Origin of the sequence: Pseudomonas sp. Q12-87 (assembly GCF_001269755.1) — a bacterium.
Taxonomy (GTDB): domain Bacteria; phylum Pseudomonadota; class Gammaproteobacteria; order Pseudomonadales; family Pseudomonadaceae; genus Aquipseudomonas; species Aquipseudomonas fluorescens_S.
Genome location: NZ_LHVI01000004.1, coordinates 134,957 through 153,836, shown reverse-complemented (window position 1 = coordinate 153,836; position 18,880 = coordinate 134,957). Strand labels below are relative to the sequence as shown.

Annotated in this window: 21 protein-coding genes; 16 read left to right on the top strand and 5 right to left on the bottom strand. The window is 63.0% G+C overall.

Annotation, left to right across the window (positions count from 1 at the left end):
* Positions 1-94: 94 nt before the first annotated feature.
* Positions 95-1,150: a hypothetical protein gene (locus AD663_RS01790; protein ID WP_003177453.1), complete on the bottom strand. Its 1,056-nt coding sequence runs from the start codon at positions 1,148-1,150 to the stop codon at positions 95-97.
* A 243-nt stretch (positions 1,151-1,393) separates the two neighbouring features.
* On the opposite strand from AD663_RS01790, the gene AD663_RS01785 reads away from it, so the two are divergent.
* Positions 1,394-2,785 carry an L-cystine transporter gene (locus AD663_RS01785; protein ID WP_003177452.1) on the top strand — a complete coding sequence of 464 codons (1,392 nt, stop codon included), beginning with the start codon at positions 1,394-1,396 and terminating at the stop codon, positions 2,783-2,785.
* Between the two features lie 114 nt (positions 2,786-2,899).
* On the opposite strand, the gene AD663_RS01780 is transcribed toward AD663_RS01785, so the two are convergent.
* The gene (locus tag AD663_RS01780; RefSeq protein WP_003177451.1) at positions 2,900-3,412 is read right to left on the bottom strand and encodes a dihydrofolate reductase; all 513 of its coding nucleotides are present in this window, start codon (positions 3,410-3,412) and stop codon (positions 2,900-2,902) included.
* A gap of 96 nt (positions 3,413-3,508) precedes the next feature.
* Here AD663_RS01780 and AD663_RS01775 point away from each other — a divergent pair, with 96 nt between their 5' ends.
* Complete coding sequence (locus tag AD663_RS01775) at positions 3,509-4,876, top strand: DUF2868 domain-containing protein (protein WP_053213163.1); 1,368 nt, start codon at positions 3,509-3,511, stop codon at positions 4,874-4,876.
* Entirely contained in the window at positions 4,869-6,242 is a 1,374-nt protein-coding gene (locus tag AD663_RS01770) for a GTPase/DUF3482 domain-containing protein (protein WP_003177449.1), read from the top strand. The genes AD663_RS01775 and AD663_RS01770 overlap by 8 nt, the downstream gene beginning before the upstream one ends.
* An 84-nt stretch (positions 6,243-6,326) precedes the next feature.
* On the opposite strand, the gene AD663_RS01765 is transcribed toward AD663_RS01770, so the two are convergent.
* Together AD663_RS01765 and AD663_RS01760 are read right to left on the bottom strand one after the other, a co-directional pair.
* Positions 6,327-6,860, bottom strand: a complete 534-nt coding sequence (locus tag AD663_RS01765; RefSeq protein WP_053213162.1) for a DUF523 domain-containing protein — start codon at positions 6,858-6,860, stop codon at positions 6,327-6,329.
* A 2-nt stretch (positions 6,861-6,862) separates the two neighbouring features.
* Positions 6,863-7,495, bottom strand: a complete 633-nt coding sequence (locus tag AD663_RS01760) for a 2OG-Fe(II) oxygenase (protein ID WP_003177446.1) — start codon at positions 7,493-7,495, stop codon at positions 6,863-6,865.
* A 140-nt stretch (positions 7,496-7,635) separates the two neighbouring features.
* On the opposite strand from AD663_RS01760, the gene AD663_RS01755 reads away from it, so the two are divergent.
* Positions 7,636-8,379 carry a DUF2059 domain-containing protein gene (locus tag AD663_RS01755; protein ID WP_003177445.1) on the top strand — a complete coding sequence of 248 codons (744 nt, stop codon included), beginning with the start codon at positions 7,636-7,638 and terminating at the stop codon, positions 8,377-8,379.
* Positions 8,380-8,507: 128 nt separating this feature from the next.
* On the opposite strand, the gene AD663_RS01750 is transcribed toward AD663_RS01755, so the two are convergent.
* Complete coding sequence (locus AD663_RS01750; RefSeq protein WP_003177444.1) at positions 8,508-9,455, bottom strand: alpha/beta hydrolase; 948 nt, start codon at positions 9,453-9,455, stop codon at positions 8,508-8,510.
* Between the two features lie 105 nt (positions 9,456-9,560).
* On the opposite strand from AD663_RS01750, the gene AD663_RS01745 reads away from it, so the two are divergent.
* The 12 genes from AD663_RS01745 (at position 9,561) to hrpT (ending at position 18,878) form a co-directional block, all read left to right on the top strand.
* The gene (locus AD663_RS01745) at positions 9,561-10,139 is read left to right on the top strand and encodes a DUF6436 domain-containing protein (protein WP_003177443.1); all 579 of its coding nucleotides are present in this window, start codon (positions 9,561-9,563) and stop codon (positions 10,137-10,139) included.
* Positions 10,140-10,549: 410 nt separating this feature from the next.
* Entirely contained in the window at positions 10,550-11,497 is a 948-nt protein-coding gene (locus AD663_RS01740; RefSeq protein WP_003177442.1) for a sigma 54-interacting transcriptional regulator, read from the top strand.
* A gap of 70 nt (positions 11,498-11,567) precedes the next feature.
* Positions 11,568-11,777: a type III secretion apparatus protein RspA gene (locus tag AD663_RS01735; RefSeq protein WP_003177441.1), complete on the top strand. Its 210-nt coding sequence runs from the start codon at positions 11,568-11,570 to the stop codon at positions 11,775-11,777.
* A gap of 59 nt (positions 11,778-11,836) precedes the next feature.
* Positions 11,837-12,766 (top strand): type III secretion protein, encoded by a 930-nt coding sequence (locus tag AD663_RS01730; protein ID WP_053213161.1) that lies wholly within the window; start codon positions 11,837-11,839, stop codon positions 12,764-12,766.
* Between the two features lie 42 nt (positions 12,767-12,808).
* Positions 12,809-13,183, top strand: coding sequence for a type III secretion system inner rod subunit SctI (gene sctI / locus AD663_RS01725; RefSeq protein WP_003177439.1), 375 nt, complete (start codon positions 12,809-12,811; stop codon positions 13,181-13,183).
* Between the two features lie 14 nt (positions 13,184-13,197).
* Positions 13,198-14,085 (top strand): type III secretion system inner membrane ring lipoprotein SctJ, encoded by an 888-nt coding sequence (sctJ, locus tag AD663_RS01720; protein ID WP_053213160.1) that lies wholly within the window; start codon positions 13,198-13,200, stop codon positions 14,083-14,085.
* Positions 14,082-14,672: a hypothetical protein gene (locus tag AD663_RS01715; protein WP_003177437.1), complete on the top strand. Its 591-nt coding sequence runs from the start codon at positions 14,082-14,084 to the stop codon at positions 14,670-14,672. The genes sctJ and AD663_RS01715 overlap by 4 nt, the downstream gene beginning before the upstream one ends.
* Positions 14,650-15,231, top strand: a complete 582-nt coding sequence (gene sctL, locus AD663_RS01710) for a type III secretion system stator protein SctL (RefSeq protein ID WP_053213159.1) — start codon at positions 14,650-14,652, stop codon at positions 15,229-15,231. Before AD663_RS01715 ends, sctL begins: the two co-directional genes overlap by 23 nt.
* 649 nt (positions 15,232-15,880) lie before the next feature.
* Complete coding sequence (locus tag AD663_RS01705) at positions 15,881-16,105, top strand: type III secretion protein (protein ID WP_003177435.1); 225 nt, start codon at positions 15,881-15,883, stop codon at positions 16,103-16,105.
* Positions 16,092-16,529 carry a type III secretion system chaperone gene (locus AD663_RS01700; RefSeq protein WP_053213158.1) on the top strand — a complete coding sequence of 146 codons (438 nt, stop codon included), beginning with the start codon at positions 16,092-16,094 and terminating at the stop codon, positions 16,527-16,529. The genes AD663_RS01705 and AD663_RS01700 overlap by 14 nt, the downstream gene beginning before the upstream one ends.
* Positions 16,522-18,672: a type III secretion system outer membrane ring subunit SctC gene (sctC, locus tag AD663_RS01695; RefSeq protein ID WP_083455085.1), complete on the top strand. Its 2,151-nt coding sequence runs from the start codon at positions 16,522-16,524 to the stop codon at positions 18,670-18,672. Before AD663_RS01700 ends, sctC begins: the two co-directional genes overlap by 8 nt.
* Positions 18,669-18,878 (top strand): HrpT family type III secretion system protein, encoded by a 210-nt coding sequence (gene hrpT / locus AD663_RS28065; RefSeq protein WP_003177432.1) that lies wholly within the window; start codon positions 18,669-18,671, stop codon positions 18,876-18,878. Before sctC ends, hrpT begins: the two co-directional genes overlap by 4 nt.
* Positions 18,879-18,880 lie beyond the last annotated feature (2 nt).

Below are 18,880 nucleotides of genomic sequence, written 5' to 3'. Positions count from 1 at the left end.
GGGCTTGCTCGCGAAGGCGGTGGGTCAGCTTGCATCAGTATCGAAGTGCCGACGTCTTCGCGGGCAAGCCCGCTCCCACAAGGTTCCATGAGACTTACTGGATGTCTTCAGGCTTGACGATCACCCAATTTTTATCCGCCGTCACCGCCAGTCCTTCCTTGGCCTGGGCCGCGGCGTGCTTGGCCATCATCCCGTTTATCTGGGTCATGTACTTGTCCTTGCGGTTGACCCACAGGTGAATACCGCCCTTGGCCACGTCCACGTCGTGGAACAGCATGTAGCCATCGCTGCTCGGCGTGTCGCCCCCCACCAGCACCGGTTTTTTCCATTCGTCGATGTAGGTCAGGATCGCCGCGTGTTTACCGGCCATCCAGGTCGCCGGGGTCCATAGATAAGGCGTGTACTCGAGGCCCAGGTTAGCTTTCTCGTCATATTTGCCGGCGGTGATCTGCTTGCGTGCGGTGGTCAGCTCACCGGTCTTGCGATCCTTGAGCAGGGTGGTCACGCCTATCACGTTCTGCGGCTTGAGGTTGTAGCCGTACTTCGGATCGGAAGCGACCATGCGCACCAGTTCTTCGGAAGCGGCGGTCATGACATAGACCTCGATGCCGTTTTCCATCAGCTTGTTGTACAGCTCGGCCTGGCCGGTGAAGACTTTCGGTGGGTTGACGTTGTACTGGACCACCTTGTCGCCATCGTAATAAGTGGTTGGCACCGGTTTGCCGGAAGCCATCAGTTCGTCGACGTAGCCCTTGAGTTCCTGCAGGGTAAAACCGGAGAACACTTGAGCGACCCATGGATAGCAGACCATGTCGTCCACTTCGCACAGGCGGTAGTAATAACTGAACAGGCTCTCCTTGTGATCGGCCGTGTCCTTGAATGGCATCAGCTTCAACGAAGGGTCCAGGGTTTCGCGGGTGATGAGGCCCTTGTTCTCCATGAACGGCAGCAACGACTCTTCCAGATCGTAGCGGTAGCTGGTGTTGTCCATGTCGAACACCGCGAAGTTACCCTTGTTGGCATTGGCCGCGATCATCGCGTCCAGTGCCTTGGCCTGTTCGGCTGGCCAATGCTTGAGATCGGTGGCGAGTGCCTGACCGGCGAGGCTCAGGCCCAAGGCGACAGCGAGAAGGTGCGGTACGAGCTTCATCGGCGTTACTCCCAGGGTTTAAAGACTCGACGCTAACAAATGCCTGTGACAATCCTCGCCTGTGCGCGACCGCTTGCATCCCGATAACGCCAGCGGCATTCCCCAGAGCGTCAGCGGCTTATTCCAAAAGCGACAGTTCACATGCGCTTTTAGTATTAATTCAATAGTTATCAAACTGTTAGGCTTCCCGGCTCACAGTCGCAGCATCAAGCGACTGGCCAGTCTTATCGGAGTCTCTTTTTGATGAATCTGCCGCTGATCCTCAATCTCCTGGTGTTCCTCGCCTTGCTGTTCGGCCTGGCGCAAACCCGTCACAGCACCTGGAGCCTGGCCAAGAAAGTGCTGCTGGCACTGGCGTTGGGCGTGGTGTTCGGTGTCGCCCTGCACGCGATTTATGGCGCAGGTAACCCGGTGCTCAAAGCCTCGATCGGCTGGTTCGACCTGGTGGGCAACGGCTACGTGCAATTGCTGCAGATGATCGTGATCCCGCTGGTCTTCGCCTCGATTCTCAGCGCCGTGGCCCGGCTGCATAACGCCTCGTCCCTGGGCAAGATCAGCTTCCTGACCATCGGCACGTTGCTGTTCACCACCGCCATCGCCGCCCTGATCGGCATCGGCCTGACCAACCTGTTCGGTCTCACCGCCGAAGGCTTGGTGGCCGGGACCCAGGAGCTGGCGCGCCTGCAAGTGATCCAAAGCGACTACGCCGGCAAGGTCGCCGACCTGAATGTCCCGCAACTGCTGCTTTCGTTCATTCCACAGAACCCCTTCGCCGACCTGGCCCGGGCCAAGCCGACGTCGATCATCAGCGTGGTGATTTTCGCCGCGTTCCTGGGTGTCGCGGCCCTGCAATTGCTCAAGGATGATGTGGAGAAAGGTCAGAAAGTGATCAACGCCATCGACACCCTGCAAAGCTGGGTGACTCGCCTGGTGCGCCTGGTGATGAAGTTGACCCCATACGGTGTGCTGGCACTGATGACCAAAGTGGTCGCCGGCTCCAACCTGCAAGACATCATCAAGCTCGGCAGTTTTGTCGTGGTGTCGTACTTGGGGCTGGGCCTGATGTTCGTGGTTCATGGCCTGCTGGTGTCCGCCGCTGGAATAAACCCGCTGCGCTTCTTCCGCAAGATCTGGCCGGTGCTGACCTTTGCGTTCACCAGCCGCTCCAGCGCCGCAACCATCCCGTTGAGCATTGAAGCCCAGACCAGCCGCCTCGGCATTCCACGGGCCATCGCCAGCTTCAGCGCTTCGTTCGGCGCGACCATCGGCCAGAACGGCTGCGCCGGGCTCTATCCGGCCATGCTGGCGGTGATGGTCGCACCGACCGTGGGCATCAACCCGCTGGATCCGCTGTGGATCGCGACACTGGTGGCAATTGTGACCCTGAGTTCAGCCGGTGTGGCCGGGGTCGGTGGCGGCGCGACATTCGCTGCGTTGATCGTGCTACCGGCCATGGGCTTGCCGGTCTCGTTGGTGGCGCTGCTGATTTCCGTCGAACCACTGATCGACATGGGCCGCACGGCGTTGAACGTCAGCGGCTCGATCACCGCCGGGGCGATCACCAGCCAGGTGATGCAGCAAACCGACAAGGCGTTGCTGGACGCCGAGGAGCATGGGGAGTTGGTGCACGCTTGAGTTGCGGCGCCTGGTCGATCGCCTTCGCGAGCAAGCCCGCTCCCACAGTCGACCGGTTTCTGCTGATACAACTCGGTCAATTGTGGGAGCGGGCTTGCTCGCGAAGCTTTTGCCTTAGAGCTTCTCCCACACCTCGAAGCTATAAGCCGGCTTGTCCCCTTGCGCCGGGTTCGGCTGGTTCGAAACCAGCTTCCACTGGCTCGAATCAAACTCCGGGAACCACGCATCGCCATCCGGGCTCAGCGCCACACGGGTGAGGTACAGCCGATCAGCCTGTTCCAGGGCCTGGGCATACAACTGCGCACCGCCGATCAGCATCAGTTCATCGGCACCCTGTTCCAGCGCCCACGCCTGCGCTCGCTGCACCGCTGTGTCCAGCGAGGAAAAGACTTCCGCCCCTTCCAGCACCAGGCCCGGTTGACGGCTGACCACGATGTTCAAGCGCCCCGGCAGCGGCCGCCCCAGGGAATCCCAGGTCTTGCGCCCCATGATGATTGGCTTGCCCAGCGTGGTGGCCTTGAAGTATTTGAAATCCTCCGGCAAGTGCCAGGGCATGCTGTTGTCGACGCCGATCACGCGGTTTTCACCGAGGGCTGCGATCAGGCTGAGGGGGAGAGTTTTTTTCATGGCGGCGAGGATACCAGAGGCTCGCCGCCTGGCAACGTACCCCGACAAGCGCCACAGAGGTTATGCTCATCGCTCATTCGAGCAACGGAAGCGCCCGTGACAGAACTGCAGAACCTCTGGTTGACCGAGACGGTTCGCCTGCGTGAAGAACACGCCGGCCCGCTCGAGGACCAGGAAGCCAATCGCCTGGCCCGTGCGGCGGGCGGCGACTTATCCACCCGCATCCGCCACCGTGCCCGCTCGCTGGCCGAACGTGATGGTCTCACCCAAGCCCTGCGCCATTGGCTGCAAGGGGCGCGGCTGGCGTTGATCGTCCTGGCGGCGCTCGCCATCATCAGCGGCGCCGGCCTCGGGTTCGCCGCGCTCGGTGACGGGCAAACACCCGTCAATGTGTTCTGGGCCCTGGGCAGCCTGCTGGGGTTGAACCTGATCCTGCTCATCGGCTGGGCCCTGGGCCTGATATTCGCCAGCGAGCAAGGCGCAACGTTGGGACGCTTGTGGTTGTGGCTCAGCGAAAAGCTTGCCCGCGATGCCAAGGCCGCCCAATTGGCGCCGGCCCTGCTGCTGTTGCTGCAACGCCACAAGCTCAATCGCTGGGCGCTCGGTGGGCTGGTCAACGGCTTATGGCTGCTGGCGATGCTCAGTGCGCTGGTCATCGTACTGATGCTGATGGCGACCCGGCGCTATGGCTTTGTCTGGGAGACCACGATCCTTGGCGGCGAGACCTTCGTTGCCGTGACCCAGGCCCTCGGTGCTTTGCCTGCACTGTTGGGTTTGAGCGTGCCAACCGCGGACATGATCCGCGCCAGTGGCGACGCAGCCCTGAACATCGAAAGCGCCCGCCAGGCCTGGGCCGGCTGGTTGGTGGGCGTGCTGCTGGTCTACGGCGTGTTGCCGCGCCTGTGCCTGGCGCTGCTGTGCCTGTGGCGCTGGCGGCGCGGCCGGGCCACGTTGCGCCTGGACTTGAACCTGCCGGGTTACGCGCAACTGCGCGAACGCCTGATGCCCAGCAGTGAGCGACTGGGCGTCAACGACGCCGCGCCCGCGCAGTTGCATCCGGTCGAAACCACCCTGAATGCGATGCACAGCGACGGCGCGCTGTTGGTGGCCATTGAGTTGGACGAGCGGCCCTGGCCGCCAAAACTGCCCGGCAGCGTGAAAAACGCCGGCATTCTCGACAGCCGCGAGTCCCGCCACAAACTTCTTGAGCAACTGTCGCGCTTTCCCCCTGCCCGACTGGCGATTGCCTGCGACCCACGCCGCTCACCGGACCGCGGCAGCCTGGCATTGATCGCCGAGTTGGCCCGCAGCGCCGGCGCCACCCGCGTCTGGCTGTTACAGGCGCCGCCCGGCGAAGCGCTGGACGCCGAGCGCCTGGGCGACTGGCACAACGCGCTGCGCCAGCTGCAATTGCCGTTCGCCGATTGCGCCCCCCTGAACTGGCTGGAGAGCGGCCATGACTGACGCCATCAAGCCGCTGAAACTCGCCGTGGTCGGCCACACCAACGTCGGTAAGACCTCGTTGTTGCGAACGTTGACCCGGGACGTCGGCTTCGGCGAAGTCTCCCACCGCCCCAGCACCACTCGCCACGTCGAGGGCGCGCGTTTGTCGGTGGACGGCGAGGCCTTGCTGGAGCTGTACGACACGCCGGGGCTGGAAGACGCCATCGCCCTGCTCGATTATCTCGAACGCCTTGAACGCCCTGGCGAACGCCTGGACGGTCCGGCGCGCCTGGCGCGCTTTCTCGATGGCAGCGAGGCGCGGCAACGATTCGAGCAGGAAGCCAAGGTGCTGCGGCAATTGCTCGCCAGCGATGCCGGACTGTATGTGATCGATGCCCGGGAACCGGTGCTGGCCAAATATCGCGATGAGTTGGAAGTCCTCGCCAGTTGCGGCAAGCCCTTGTTGCCGGTATTGAATTTTGTCAGCAGCACCCACCATCGCGAGCCCGACTGGCGCGAAGCCCTGGCGCGATTGGGCCTGCACGCCCTGGTGCGCTTTGACAGTGTTGCCCCGCCCGAAGACGGCGAACGGCGCCTGTATGAAAGCCTCGCGCTGTTGCTGGAAAGCGCTCGCGGCCAACTGGAACGGTTGATAGCCGACCAGCAGGCCCAACGTCTGGCCCGGCAGCAGAGCGCGGCGCGACTGATCGCCGAACTGCTGATCGACTGCGCCGCCTGCCGACGCAGCGTCGCCAGCACTCCCGAGCTTGAGCACCAAGCCATCAGCGACTTGCGCAACGCGGTGCGGCAGCGGGAACAACGGTGCGTCGAGGCCCTGCTCAAGCTCTACGCCTTCCGTCCCCGCGACGCTGCCGCCAGCGACCTGCCGCTGCTCGACGGGCGTTGGGGCGATGATTTGTTCAACCCCGAAACCCTCAAGCAATTGGGCGTGCGGGTCGGCAGCGGGATCGCGGCGGGCGCAGCGGCCGGCGCCGGCGTCGATTTGCTGGTGGGCGGCCTGACCCTCGGCGCCGCCGCCCTGGCCGGGGCCATCGCTGGCGGTGCCCTGCAAACCGCACGCAGCTATGGCAATCGGCTGATGGGCAAGCTCAAGGGCCAGCGCGAACTGACGGTGGATGACAACGTGCTGCGCCTGTTGGCCTTGCGCCAGCGCCAGCTGTTGCACGCACTCGACCAGCGCGGCCATGCGGCGATGGACAGCATCCGCATCGCCCCGCCTGAGGACAAAGCCTGGCGCGAAGGCAAGTTGCCCGAAGCCTTGAGCAAGGCCCGGGCGTATCCGCAATGGTCCTCTTTGAATCCTCAGCCGCGATTGAGCCAGGCAGAACGGCAGGAGCAGATCGAGCGGTTGGCCGAAGAAATCTGAAGCGACACAAAACCCCGTGGCGAGGGAGCTTGCTCCCGCTGGGCTGCGCAGCAGCCCCAAAACCGGACACGTCGGTGTCTCAGGTCAACCTCGTTCCCGCTTTTTGGGGCCACTGCGTGGCCCGGCGGGAGCAAGCTCCCTCGCCACAAGAGCGACAGCCACTTCAGGCAATTCCAGTTCACTGAACACCTTTACTCCATGTCGCTTGAGCAAGGCTGCCGTCACGCCTTCACCAGGGACTTTCACGCCGCCGAACGTCCCGTCATAGGTCAGCAGGTTCCCGCACGATGGGCTGTTGGCCTTGAGCACGGCGATCCGGATGCCATGCTCACGCACCAACGCCAGCGCTTGGTACGCACCTGACAAGAATTGCGCGCTGACGTCTTCGCCGTCAGTGGTGATCACCGCTGCGCGACCGTCGAGCACTTGTCCGCCCTGCCCGCCGGGGATCTCCGCCGCCGCCCGAGGCGTGGGCAAGCCGCCGGCGACTTCCGGGCACAGCGGCACGACCCGGCCGTCGTCGAGCCACTGCTGTAGCTGATCGAATGGCCCGCTCGCGCCACCGTCATAGCGCACACGATGGCCGAGCAGGCAGCGACTGACCAGAATCTTTTCCATGTTCAAAACAACTCATTGCCACGGCGCCGGAACCAGCCGGTCAGTGACAGGCGATCCCGCGTGGCCGGCAACACTTCGTGAGGAATATCCCCCGAGAGGAACACCACCAGGCAGCCGCCGATGGGCACCACGTCCTGTTCCACGGCGTCGTCCAAGTACATGCGCAATTGCCCGCCATGCTCCGGCTGCCAGGCCTCATTGAGGTAGAGCACCGCCGACACCATGCGTCGGTCATCGTCGCGAAAGCGGTCGACGTGCTTGAGGTAGAACGCGCCGGGCGGGTAAAGGGCGAAGTGGCTCTCGAAATCTTCCAGGCCCAGGAAAAGCCCACGATTCATCGCCTCACGCAGGCTGTCCATCAGCATCAAATAATCGTCACAGGCTTGCGCCTGGCCGGGCTCGATCCATTGGATCCGGTCACCGCGAATGCCCTCCCGGATCTCCGAAAACGGCCCGCGCCCGACTGCCGCCGGGGCCAGTTCGCCTTCGGCGGCACGTTGCCGACATTCGGCCGCGAGGGCGCGAGTCAGCGCATCCGGCAGGAAAATGTCCTGCTGCGACCAGCCGCGCTCGGCGAGGTCGTCCACGATACGTAGCAGCAGCGGATGATCAGAAGGTATTTGCATGGCGCGCATAGTATTCCTGTGCCTGCAAAACCGACAGCGCCACGCAGCAGGTTCGCCGCGCCAGATGGCACCACGGTACGAACTTGATACGAATTCTCGACAAGATCCCACACCCCACGGAGAATAGTCGGCTGCTGACAGGAGTCCCTATGCGCCGTTTGCTTTTCTCACTGTTGATGTTCTGCGTGTTGCCCGCCTGGGCAGACAGCTATGACCAGTTGTACAAGGTCGCCGGCTGGCCGGAACAACGTGCGCATTTCAACGATGCCTTGAGCGCCGCGCAGCAGCGCTATCAAAATAGCCTGCCACCGGCGGTGTTCCAGGCGCTGGTGAACAACAGCAACCAACGCTTCGCCCCCCAGGCCATGGACCAGCGGGCCGAGGCGCAAATGCGCAAGAACCTGCGAGACCCAAGCCCGGCGCTGGAATTTTTCCAATCACCCCTGGGCCGCAAGGTGGTTTCCGCCGAGCTGTTGGCGACCCGGCGCGATCAATTGGCCAAGAACGCCAAGGGCCTGCCGAAGATGCAAGCTAGCGACAACCGCTTGCTGACCATCGGTCACCTGGCCCAGGCCCTGCCCGCCCGCGAAGCCGGCGCCGAGGTCAGCCTGGCGATCGCCGGTGTCGCGGCCGACAGCCTGAGTTCGATGATCCCCGGACTGTTGGGCGGCGGCCAGGCCCAAGGCATGCTGAACGGCCAGCGTCAGCGGCTGATGGAGCAGATCGGCGCCGACCTGAACAACACGCTGCTGTATGTCTACCGTGACTTGACGGACACCGAGCTGGAAGAATTCGCCACGTTCGCCGAATCGGCCGAGGGCCAGGCTTATTATCAGGCGGCTTTGGCGGCGATTCGGGCGGGGCTGGCGGTGGGACAGAATCTCGGGCAGTAGATTCGCAGCGCCTGCATGGCCGCCATCGCGAGCAAGCCCGCTCCCACAGGGTCTTGAGTGAACTTAAGTTCTTCGACCGGCGAAGATCCCATGTGGGAGCGGGCTTGCTCGCGATGGCGATTGATCAGTCACCGCCGAACCCGGCTCATCCGCTTCGTCAGAAACCCAAACATCTCCTGCCGCATCGCCAGGGCCTCGTTCGCCAGATGATGCCGGCCCTCGGGCAGCATCAACACTTGGGGCCGGTCGAACTTGCTGCGCAGCACTTGCAGGTTGTGCGCCCAATCCACCGTCATGTCCGCCTGCCCTTGCACGATCAGCGGCTGGCGTGGGCTGCTCGGGGCGGCTTCGATGCGTTTGATCCAACGCCCCAACGCTCCGACCCACGCGGTGGGCAGGCGCAGCGGTTGCAGCGGATCGGCCTGTAGAAATGGCAAGAACTGGGGGTCAGTGGAGTTCTCGCTGAAGCGACGGGCGATGCCGGTCACGAAAGGTTTGAGCAAGTAATAACTCAGCCGCGACCAGCCCCAGGCCCGTGGCCGCACCAGGGGCGACAACAGGATGACCTGGCCCTGGGCCGGGCTGTGCGCGCCGTGGTTGAGCACGTGATCGACCACGATCGCCCCGCCAGTGCTTTGCCCACACAGATGCCAGGGTTGCGGCAGGCCCAATGTGCCGGCCTCGACCAGCAGGCCCTGCAACGTCGCCTGGTATTCGGCGAAATCGCCAATGCTGGCGCGCTCGCCGCTGGACAGGCCATGACCCGGCAAGTCGCAGGCAATCACCGCGAATTTCTGCCCCAGCGCCCATTCGATCAAGTGCCGGTACAACCCCATGTGATCGTAGTAACCGTGGAACACGAACATCGTCGCCACGGCTTTTTCCGGCCACCAGGCTTGGGCAACCACCTCATACCCGTCGATCTCGAAACGCCCCAATCCCTTACGCAACGGGTATTGGGGGAAATCCAATCCATAGAACCGCTGGTAAGCCTGCGCCTGCTCCGACAGGGGTTGCCACTGAGCCAGGGGCAGCAGGCTGGCGCGCAGGTCATCCGGATCAAAAGTGGCAGGCATCAGTATTCCCAGGCAGGCGCATCGCGCGAAACAGACTTTTAGGCCTGCGATATTCATCTGTCGCGACAGGCATGGCAAGCTACGCGGCTCCAGAGGATCGACTTCATGCGCCCGTCCCACCGCACGACCTTGCTTGCCAGCCTGCTCGCCCTCGGATGCGCCGTCGTGTTGTGGATGGCCTACGACTGGTTCCAGGGACGTTTCCTGCGGGCCTTCAGCCAACATACGGCGGTGTTTTCCGGCGATCCACTGCGCCTGCCCGCCGACCTCGCCGGCCCCGGCCCGATCCGTCTCGTGCATTTCTGGGACCCGGCCTGCCCGTGCAACGTTGGCAATCAACAACACCTTTCCGAGCTGGTCGATAAATACCTGCCGCAAGGCGTCGAGTTCTATGCCGTACAAAAGACCGGCAGCCAGGGCCAATTACCGGCCACGCTGACGCGCCTCAAACCTCTCGCCGCGCTGCCCGGCTCGAACCAGATCCCCGCCAGCCCAGCCGTGGCGATCTGGGATCACAGCGGCGAACTGGCGTATTTCGGCCCTTACAGCGAAGGCCTGACCTGCAACTCGAGCAACAGCTTCATCGAACCGATTCTCGAGGCGTTGAGCGTTGGCCGGGCGGTCAATGCAACCCACACTTTGGCGGTGGGCTGCTATTGCCCGTGGTCGACTTCCACCCCATGAACCCGGTCGCCCACGAGCAGCACCATTGCGGTTTTTCATCCCTGGCAGTCGTAAACCGTTAGAGCAATTGCTCGCTATTAGAGCTGCTGCTCCAATTGCTTGCCGATGCTGAACCGTTTGTCGGATCCAATCCTGCCCAAATGAGGCCGATACGCTTCCTTAACGGCCTGTTCGCCAGAGAACCCGGGGTTGTGCAGGCTTATCGGAGTTTCCTGAGCGTCCGCTGAATCGATTAACAGACGCCTCCAAGCATGAACTTTTTTTTAATCGCTTCTCTAAACCTCGGTACCAGCAAAATGTTGATTTCTGTGCAGTCGCGCGGCGGCGCTCTATCGAGGATCTTGTAAACGCCTTTTCATCGTCCTACTCGTCGACCTTCCTAAACTAAACAAAAAATGGAATCGTCAGTGATGCAAAAGCTGCTATGCGCTGCACTTTCCAACACCCATAAAGAAGATGCGCTCAACCTCGAGGCGTTTGTCCAAAGCGTGGCGCCGCTCATGATCGACGTGCTTCTGCGCGGTGAGACCGGCACTGGCAAGGATACGCTGGCAGAGAAAATCCACCGGATGTCCGGCTGCTCCGGCAAGTTCGTGGCCATCAACTGCGCCGCTATCCCCGAATCCCTGGCGGAAAGCCAACTCTTCGGCGCCAACACTGGCGCGTTCACCGGGGTCAGCCAAAATCGCGCCGGATTCGTCGAAGCCGCACATAACGGCACGTTATACCTCGACGAAATCGACAGCATGCCCTTGTCGCTGCAAGCCAAGCTGTTGCGTGTCCTGGAGTCCAGGACGGTCCAGCGACTGGGTTCGACTCAGAACATTCCAGTGAACATGCGGGTGATCGCCTCCGCCCAGTGCCCGTTGGGAGAGATGGTCGAGCGGGGTGAATTTCGCCGCGATCTGTATTTCCGCCTGAACATCATCAGCCTCAAGCTGCCTCCGCTGCGCAGCCGGAAGGAGCGCATCGTGCCGCTGTTCCAGTCGCTGGTACGCCGCGAGGCGCTGGCGCTTGACCGGCCCTATATCGCACCTTCGCCAGAGCTGTTGCGCCAGTTACTCGGCTACTCGTGGCCTGGAAACATTCGCGAGTTGCAATCCGCCGCCAAGCGATACGTGCTGGGCTTGCCGCCGTTGCCCCGCGCCGAACCACTGGAACACAGCAGTTCCACCCTCAAGCTGAAGGAACACCTGCAGCAGTTCGAGAAAATCCTCATCGAGGACTGCATGCGCCGCCACCATCACTGCATCGACAAGGTCATCGCCGAACTGGGTATCGCCAGGCGCACGCTGTATTACCGGATGAAGTGCCTGCAAATATCGACGAGTCAACTGGATCGGTGTGGAACCGTTTAGGTCCCCGCCACCACTTACCCGTCGAGACGCTCACGATCGTCTCGCCATTCCACAATCTGGAGATACGACTATGAGTTTTGGTGGACTTTCTCTCGCCGCCTCGACGGCTGCCATGCAGCAGATGGACGCTACCTCGGCTGCGATGACAACCATGAAATCCGAGTTCGACCAGAAAAAACTGGTCGCCGACACCATGAACGCCATCGCGGCCGGCTCGATGGACACCGCGACCAAAGCCATCACGGCCATGGGGGAGGCCTCGAAGAACATACGATTCTGACACCACGCTCCAGACCCCGCCCTGGCGGGGTAACCCCAAGCGCGATGAGAGGAGGCGCCATGCACATCGACTTGCTGAACAGCCTTCGTTCGTCCGAGGACCTGCCACCTGACGCATCCACGCGGCGCCCGGCCCCGGCCTCGCAAGGCCTGGCGAGCGTGGTCGTCGAGCACCTGACACATCATGCGGCCAGCGACCGGTTGAAGGAGTCGCTTGCGCAATGGGGCAGCGAGCATGGCACGGCGTCAGGCCGGTCCCAGCAAGATTGGCGAGGCTCGCAGAACAGCTTGGCGCCAGAGACGGCGAATCCCTTGCACCTTGTGCTGCAAGACATCCTGGAAGAAATCAACGGCGGCACCGGCTCCAATCTCAACGTCGATATCGATGATGCCTACTCCGACGAAGATCTGTTCGACGACCTGGCGCAGATGTTCGCCCATCGCCGGCAGCCCATCGGCGATAACGATGTCGACAGCCAGAGCGAGTTCGGTAATGCCAACAATCCTTTCTGCGGTGCACTGTTCGGTGCCTGGGAAATGGACGGTGGCCCCGCCACCCTGCGCGATCGCCACAGTGCGAACCTGTTGCTACTGCTAAAGCTCATTGCGGTCCTGGGTCGTCGCAAATTACTGACGCTGCTGGACATCGACGAAAGCGACGGCCGGGCGCGCCATGAGCCAGACGACCGGGACCTGCTGTTGGAAATCGCAGCATTCATGGACCAGCATCCCGCGCGATATCCGCCCCCTGCGGCTTTCAGCGCCGAGCCGTGGACATGGACCCTACGTATTGCCCAGGGCTCATGGCTCGATGCCCATGAGGCCCGCCTGTTTCAACTCGCCCTGGAACAACTGGACTTCGCACTGGCCCGCCTGGCCGGCCAGCACGCTCCGATGCGTCGGCGCGGCAAACGGAGCCGGGAAGAAATCGAGTTTCACCTGAGCGTCACCGGTAGCGCTCGCAACGTCTTGAGACTGATGTGCGTCTGAAGCCCCCCTGCAATGAATCCGTTCGGCACTGGAGAAAACCCCATGGAAATACAAGCCATCGATACCAGCAACCTCGCTTCTGCTTCTGCCAAGGCCACCGCCCGGCCAAACGGCGGCGCCGAAGCCAGTGACGTCCATTGGTTCAACGCGCAGATGCGCGACAAGCCACCCGTCCCGGACAGCGAGAACAATGTCGCGGCAAGGATCATCGACTCGTTGTCGAGCCGCTCCGGCGAACTGCAGCGGCTCGATGATCGCGCCAACCGAGACATGCTCAAGGCCGTCCGCACCGCAGACCCACAGGACATGTTGCAGTCGAACCGGTCCTTGTCAGCGTTTCAACTGGAAAGCCTGATGACCGCGAAAATGGTCAGCAAAGGCTCCCAGGCGATCGAGAAGCTCACCAATCTTCAATAAAGGAAGGCTCGGTCATGTGCATGCGTGCGCTCTCCACACTGCTGCTGTGTCTGCTGCTCAACGGTTGCGACGAGCGAGCGGCGCTGCATAGCCGCCTCTCCGAGCAAGATGCCAACGAAGTGATCGCTGAACTGGCGGACAAGAGCATCGAGGCCAGCAAGCAAGCCGACAAGGAAGGGCTGACCGTGCTGGTTGAGCCGGCCGACATGAACAGCGCCGTTCATGTGCTCGAAGCCGCGGGCCTGCCTCGTCGCTCGCGCTCCAGCCTGGGTGAAATCTTCCGCAAGGAGGGGGTCATTTCCACGCCGATGGAAGAACGTGCCCGCTATATCTATGCGCTGTCCCAGGAACTCGAATCGACGCTTTCACAGATCGACGGCGTGGTGCTCGCCCGCGTCCATGTGGTCCTGCCGGAACGGGTTGCACCGGGTGAGCCGGTGCAGCCAGCATCGGCCTCGGTATTCATCAAGCACACCCGTGCCCTGGACCCCGACAGTATTACGCCGCGTGTGCGCAACCTGGTCGCCAGCGGGATCCCCGGCATGGCCGACGCCGCCCAGAACGCGAGCAAATTGTCGGTGGTGTTCGTGCCCACGGCGCCGTATCAGGAACGTCGCAAGATGGCTTACTTCGGCCCCTTTCTCATGCAGGCGGATGACGTCGGCTATTGGCGGGCGATGACCGTGGCGGCGAGCATCACGTTGCTGGCCTTGCTGCTGGGCGGCGTGTTCGGCCTCTACAGGCTATGGCGCAAAGGTGTGTGGGTGCTTCCAGGATTTCTGGAACGCAAGCTCGCCAAGCCGACCATGACCGCCCCCTCACCGCATGGCAGCACGACGCCTCCGCTCTTTGCAGTGAAATCTCCGGGCGCCAAGCCGGATAGCAAGGGAAGCGCCGCATGAGCACGGCGCTTGAGTGGGCTCGTTGGTGGAGTCAGGCGTGGCGCGAGGCAGACAGTGACTGGTATCCGCCGACGCTTTGCCTGCTGAGCGCGGCGCACCTCGACGCCCTGGCCCGAGGGCATCATGGCGCAATTGCGCGCAGCTTCGGCATCACCCCTTGTCTGCCACCACAGCCCAACCCGGCAGTGCAGTCGTTGCTCTGCGGCACTCCCCAGGCCTTGCCCCTGGCCTGCGAACTGGTGGCAACTACCTGCTCGCCATTGACCGCAACGGATGCGCTTTCGCCGCAAGATCGAGCCTGGTGCGAACGCACCGCCAAAGCCTTGCGCCCGGGCCACTGGCTGGAACAAGGCCAGGACCCGCTCGCCTTGTTGCGTGCCTGGCTGGGGGAGCGGACCTGGGAACGCGCGCGGCTGGCCTTCCCTCGCGCCCGGATCATTGCCCTCCAATCCTTACCAGCGCCACAACCGCCGGCTTCCAAGCTCAACACACTGTGGCTGTCCGCATGCTGGAAAGCCGAGCAAAGCCTGGCAATCCGCGCCCCTGTCGAAACGGAGACACACGATGTTCGCTCGGCGTTCGCTTGAACTGCGCCCCAATGGCCAGGGCTTGTTGCAGCCCTATATCGCACGCGAGACCCTGGCCGATTGCACCCGCGCGCAAGTCGTCATTGAACAGGCCCAGGCCCAGGCCGCTCAGTTGCTTGAGCGCGCCGCCGAAGAGGCCGACGCGGTGGTGCTCCAAGCCCAGGCTCAATTCTGGAACAACGCCGAGACCGTGCTCGCCGCGTGGGACGCCCAACGCCAGGCCATGTGGGAGCGGATCGAGACAAGTGCCGCGCAGCTGGTCAACGAAGCCTTGGGGACGCTATTGGACGATATCCCGGATCAGGCGCGCATCGATGCGCTCGTACGCCAGCTTGCCTATCGCCAGAACGACCCGGTCAGCGCCACCCTTCGCTGTCATCCCGAGGACCTGGCGCACCTGACGCAGAGCCTGGGCAGCGATGACCGACGCCCCTGGACGCCAGTGGCAGAGGCCGACATGGCGCGGTATCAACTGAAACTGGAAACACCGGGCGGCACGTTCCTGCTCGACTGGAGCACCGCCGTCGAAGCACTACGCCTGCCCGAGCCACACCAGTAATCGGACTTGCTCGCTCCCACAGGGGGTTTCAAGTCATTTACACCGTGGCGAGGGAGCTTGCTCCCGCTGGGGCGCGAAGCGGCCCTCAAGTCAGCCGACTCGGTCATTCAGATACACCGCATGCCCTGTGTGGGGCTGCTGCGCAGCCCAGCGGGAGCAAGCTCCCTCGCCACGGGAATATCTACTTCTCAAGTGAACGACATCCTGTGGGAGCGGGCTTGCTCGCGAAGGCGGCAGTCCATCCAACAACGATGCAAGCTGAGCCACCGCTGTCGCGAGCAAGCTCGCTTCCACATAAGGTTTCAGGTCAGTTACACCGTGGCGAGGGAGCTTGCTCCCGCTGGGGCGCGAAGCGGCCCTCAAGCCAGCCGACTCGGTCGTTCAGATATGCCGCTTGCTCTGGTTTGGGGCTGCTGCGCAGCCCAGCGGGAGCAAGCTCCCTCGCCACGGGAATATGTACTTCTCAAGCGAGCGACATCCTGTGGGAGCGGGCTTGCTCGCGAAGGCGGCAGTCCATCCAACAGCGGTGCAAGCTGAGCCACCGCTATCGCGAGCGAGCTTGCGCCTGAGGGATTGCGACTGTCGCGGAACCGCTGTGGGGGTCATCGCCACTCATACGGTGAATATGCCCAGCCAGGAGGAACCGTCCATGTCTTCTACCGATGCCGTCCAGCGCCGCCTCGACACCTATTTCCAGCGCGCGACCGACAACGTCAACGACGCGGCGATGAATGCCGCAGACACTCAGTCGCTCGACGATATGCATGCCTTCGTCACCAGCATGAACGGCATGTCCGTCGCGGTGAACGCGGCCACCCAGCAAACCACCGCCCACCATAACCTCGCCAAGGCGATCATCGATGCAATGCCATGAGCTGCGCGCGCAGCTCATGCGCTGGAGCGCCAGTGGCGATGAACCGGAGGCCTTCGCCCTGATCGTCGACGATGGCGAAGCGACCTTCAGCAAGCTCGAAGAGACCCTGCTGGTTTCGGTCGAGCTGAGCCCGTCATGGGCCAACGGGGCCTCCCTGGAAGGCCTGCTTCGGCTGGCACACCCAAGCCTTTCACGATTTCCCGGTGCGCTGGCCCTTTCACCGCAGGACGGCCGGTTATGGCTGATGGCGCAACAGTCTCCCGGCTGGCACATCGACGACCTGATCGAGATGCTCGAAGCGCTGCTCAACCAGCGCGACACATGGCAGTCGATCCTCAACAAAGACCAACGTGCCGTTGCGGCGCCTGTGGCGCGACGCCCCTCGCACTCTCCCCTCCTCGGAACAGGAATCCGACATGCCTAACAGGTGGCTTACGCCGTACCGCTTGATGACCGAAGGCAAGGCACGCCTTCGCCAGTTGATCCCAGGCCAGTGGGCGAGACCTTCACTCATGGCGCTGGCATTGGCCGGCACGCTTGGCCTGGGTATGCCGGCACAGGCAGCCGTGCCGACCGACTGGAAGAATACGCCCTACGCCTATGACGCCCAGAACACGCCGCTGGCCAAGGTACTCGGTGACTTCGCCAATACCTTCGCAGTGCAGTTGGTGATCGACGGCACCGTCAAAGGCACCGTCGAGGGCCGGATGCGCGCCGAAAGCCCCCAGGCGTTTCTCGACAGGCTCGGCCTGGAAAATCGTTTCCAGTGGTTCGTGTACGGCAACACCTTGTACGTCAGCCCGCTGCAAAACCAAGACTCCATGCGCCTGGAAGTCTCCGCCGATGCCGGTCCGGACATGAAACAGGCCCTGACCGACATCGGCCTGCTGGACCCGCGTTTTGGCTGGGGTGAATTGCCCGACGAAGGCGTCGTACTGGTGTCGGGCCCGGAGCGCTACGTGCGCCTGGTGGCGCAGTTTGCCGAGGCGCGCAAGACCCCGGAAGAGAAGCAGGAAGTCATCAGCTTCCCGCTGCGCTACGCCACCGCCGCCGACCGCAACGTCAAGTACCGGGGCGAGACACTGGTCATTCCCGGCGTCGCGAGCATCCTCAGGGGGTTGCTGGAAACCCGCAGTTCCGCGACGGGAGGCATGCAAACGGCTTCGCCGCAAGCGTCGTTCCAGAACATGCAGAACCATCAATCCCTGGCGATGGGCAATATCGAACAGTTGGCATTCAGCGGCATGGGCCGACCGAACACCAACCGGGTCCAACCCGTCGGGCACGGTGGTGGAGGTGGCCGAGGCAAGATCCGGGTCGAAGCCGACGTGCGCAACAATGCGGTGCTCATCTACGACGCGCCCAAGCGGAGGGAAATCTACACGCCGCTGATCCGCGACGTGGACGTGCCGCGCAAGCTGGTGGAAATCGACGCGATCATTCTGGACATCGACCGCACCCAACTGGCCGAACTGGCTTCGAACTGGAACGTCGAGAGCGGCGATCTGATTGGCGGGGCCTCGATGATTCGCCCTGGCGCCAGCTCGACGGTATTCATTCAGGACTACGGCGACTTCTCTGCACAACTGCGGGCCCTGGAGGGGCGTGGCCTGGCCTCGGTGGTGGCGAATCCGTCAGTGTTGACCTTGGAAAACCAGCCAGCGGTGATTGACTTCAGCCGCACCGAATACCTCTCCGCCATCGGTGAACGCGTGGCCAACATCGAACCCATCACAGCAGGCACCAGCCTGCAGGTGGTACCCCATGCCATCGAAACCGGGGGTCGCAACCAGATCCAGATGTCCCTGGACATCGAAGACGGTCGCATCGAACCCTCGGAGGTTGGCCAGCAGACACCCAGCGTGCGCCGGGGCGTGGTCAGCACCCAGGCGGTCATGGGCGAAAGCCGCTCGTTGGTCGTGGGCGGTTTTCATACCGAAGAGACCGGCGACAACCTGGAACGGGTGCCGTGGCTGGGTCGTATCCCGCTGATCGGCCCGCTGCTGTTTTCGTCGACCACGCGCCAGACCAACCGCCGCGAACGGGTGTTTATCATCACACCACGCCTGATCGGCGACCAGGTCGACCCGGCCCGCTACATTTCCGCCCTGGACCGCGAACAGGTCGACAGCGCCATGGCGCGCCTGGAAGAGCGACGCAACGGCAACCGACCCGTCGGTCGGCTGGAGGTCAGCGACGTGCTGGCCCAACTCGCCGATGGCCATGTCCCGACAACGTTCAAACAAGCGGCATCGATTCCATACTCGCCCGATACGCTTTGCGCCTTGCCACCCGGACTATCGCTGGACGCGGCACGGGCCCAATGGTTTGCGGGCCCCGATTATGGAATCGCCGTGGGCGTGGTCCGCAATGACGGCCAGCAGCGTCTGCGCTTCGACGAGGCAAGCTGCAGCAGTCGCTGGTCCATGGCCGCCTCCGCCTGGCCGAAGGTGTGGCTTGAGCCCGGCGAGGAAACCGAAGTGTTCGTGGTGATGAAACAACCCGCTCGCACCCCTGGCGGTGAGCGCCCTTCCCTCCTGCAAACCCGTGCGAGGACCACGCCATGAATCGCCCATCACTGCTGTTCGTTCTACTTCTGAGCCTGCCCGTGTTCGCCGGTTGTGCGAGCCGCTCGGGCTGCCACGGCGAGGCCTGTGATCGTGCCGAGCCCGACAGCGGCCGACTGGTGATCTGGTGGTCGCCCGGTATGCGTGGCGGTCTTGGCTCTCCTGAACACCCGCTCGACCATACGGTCGTCCCACTGGAGAACTGAAA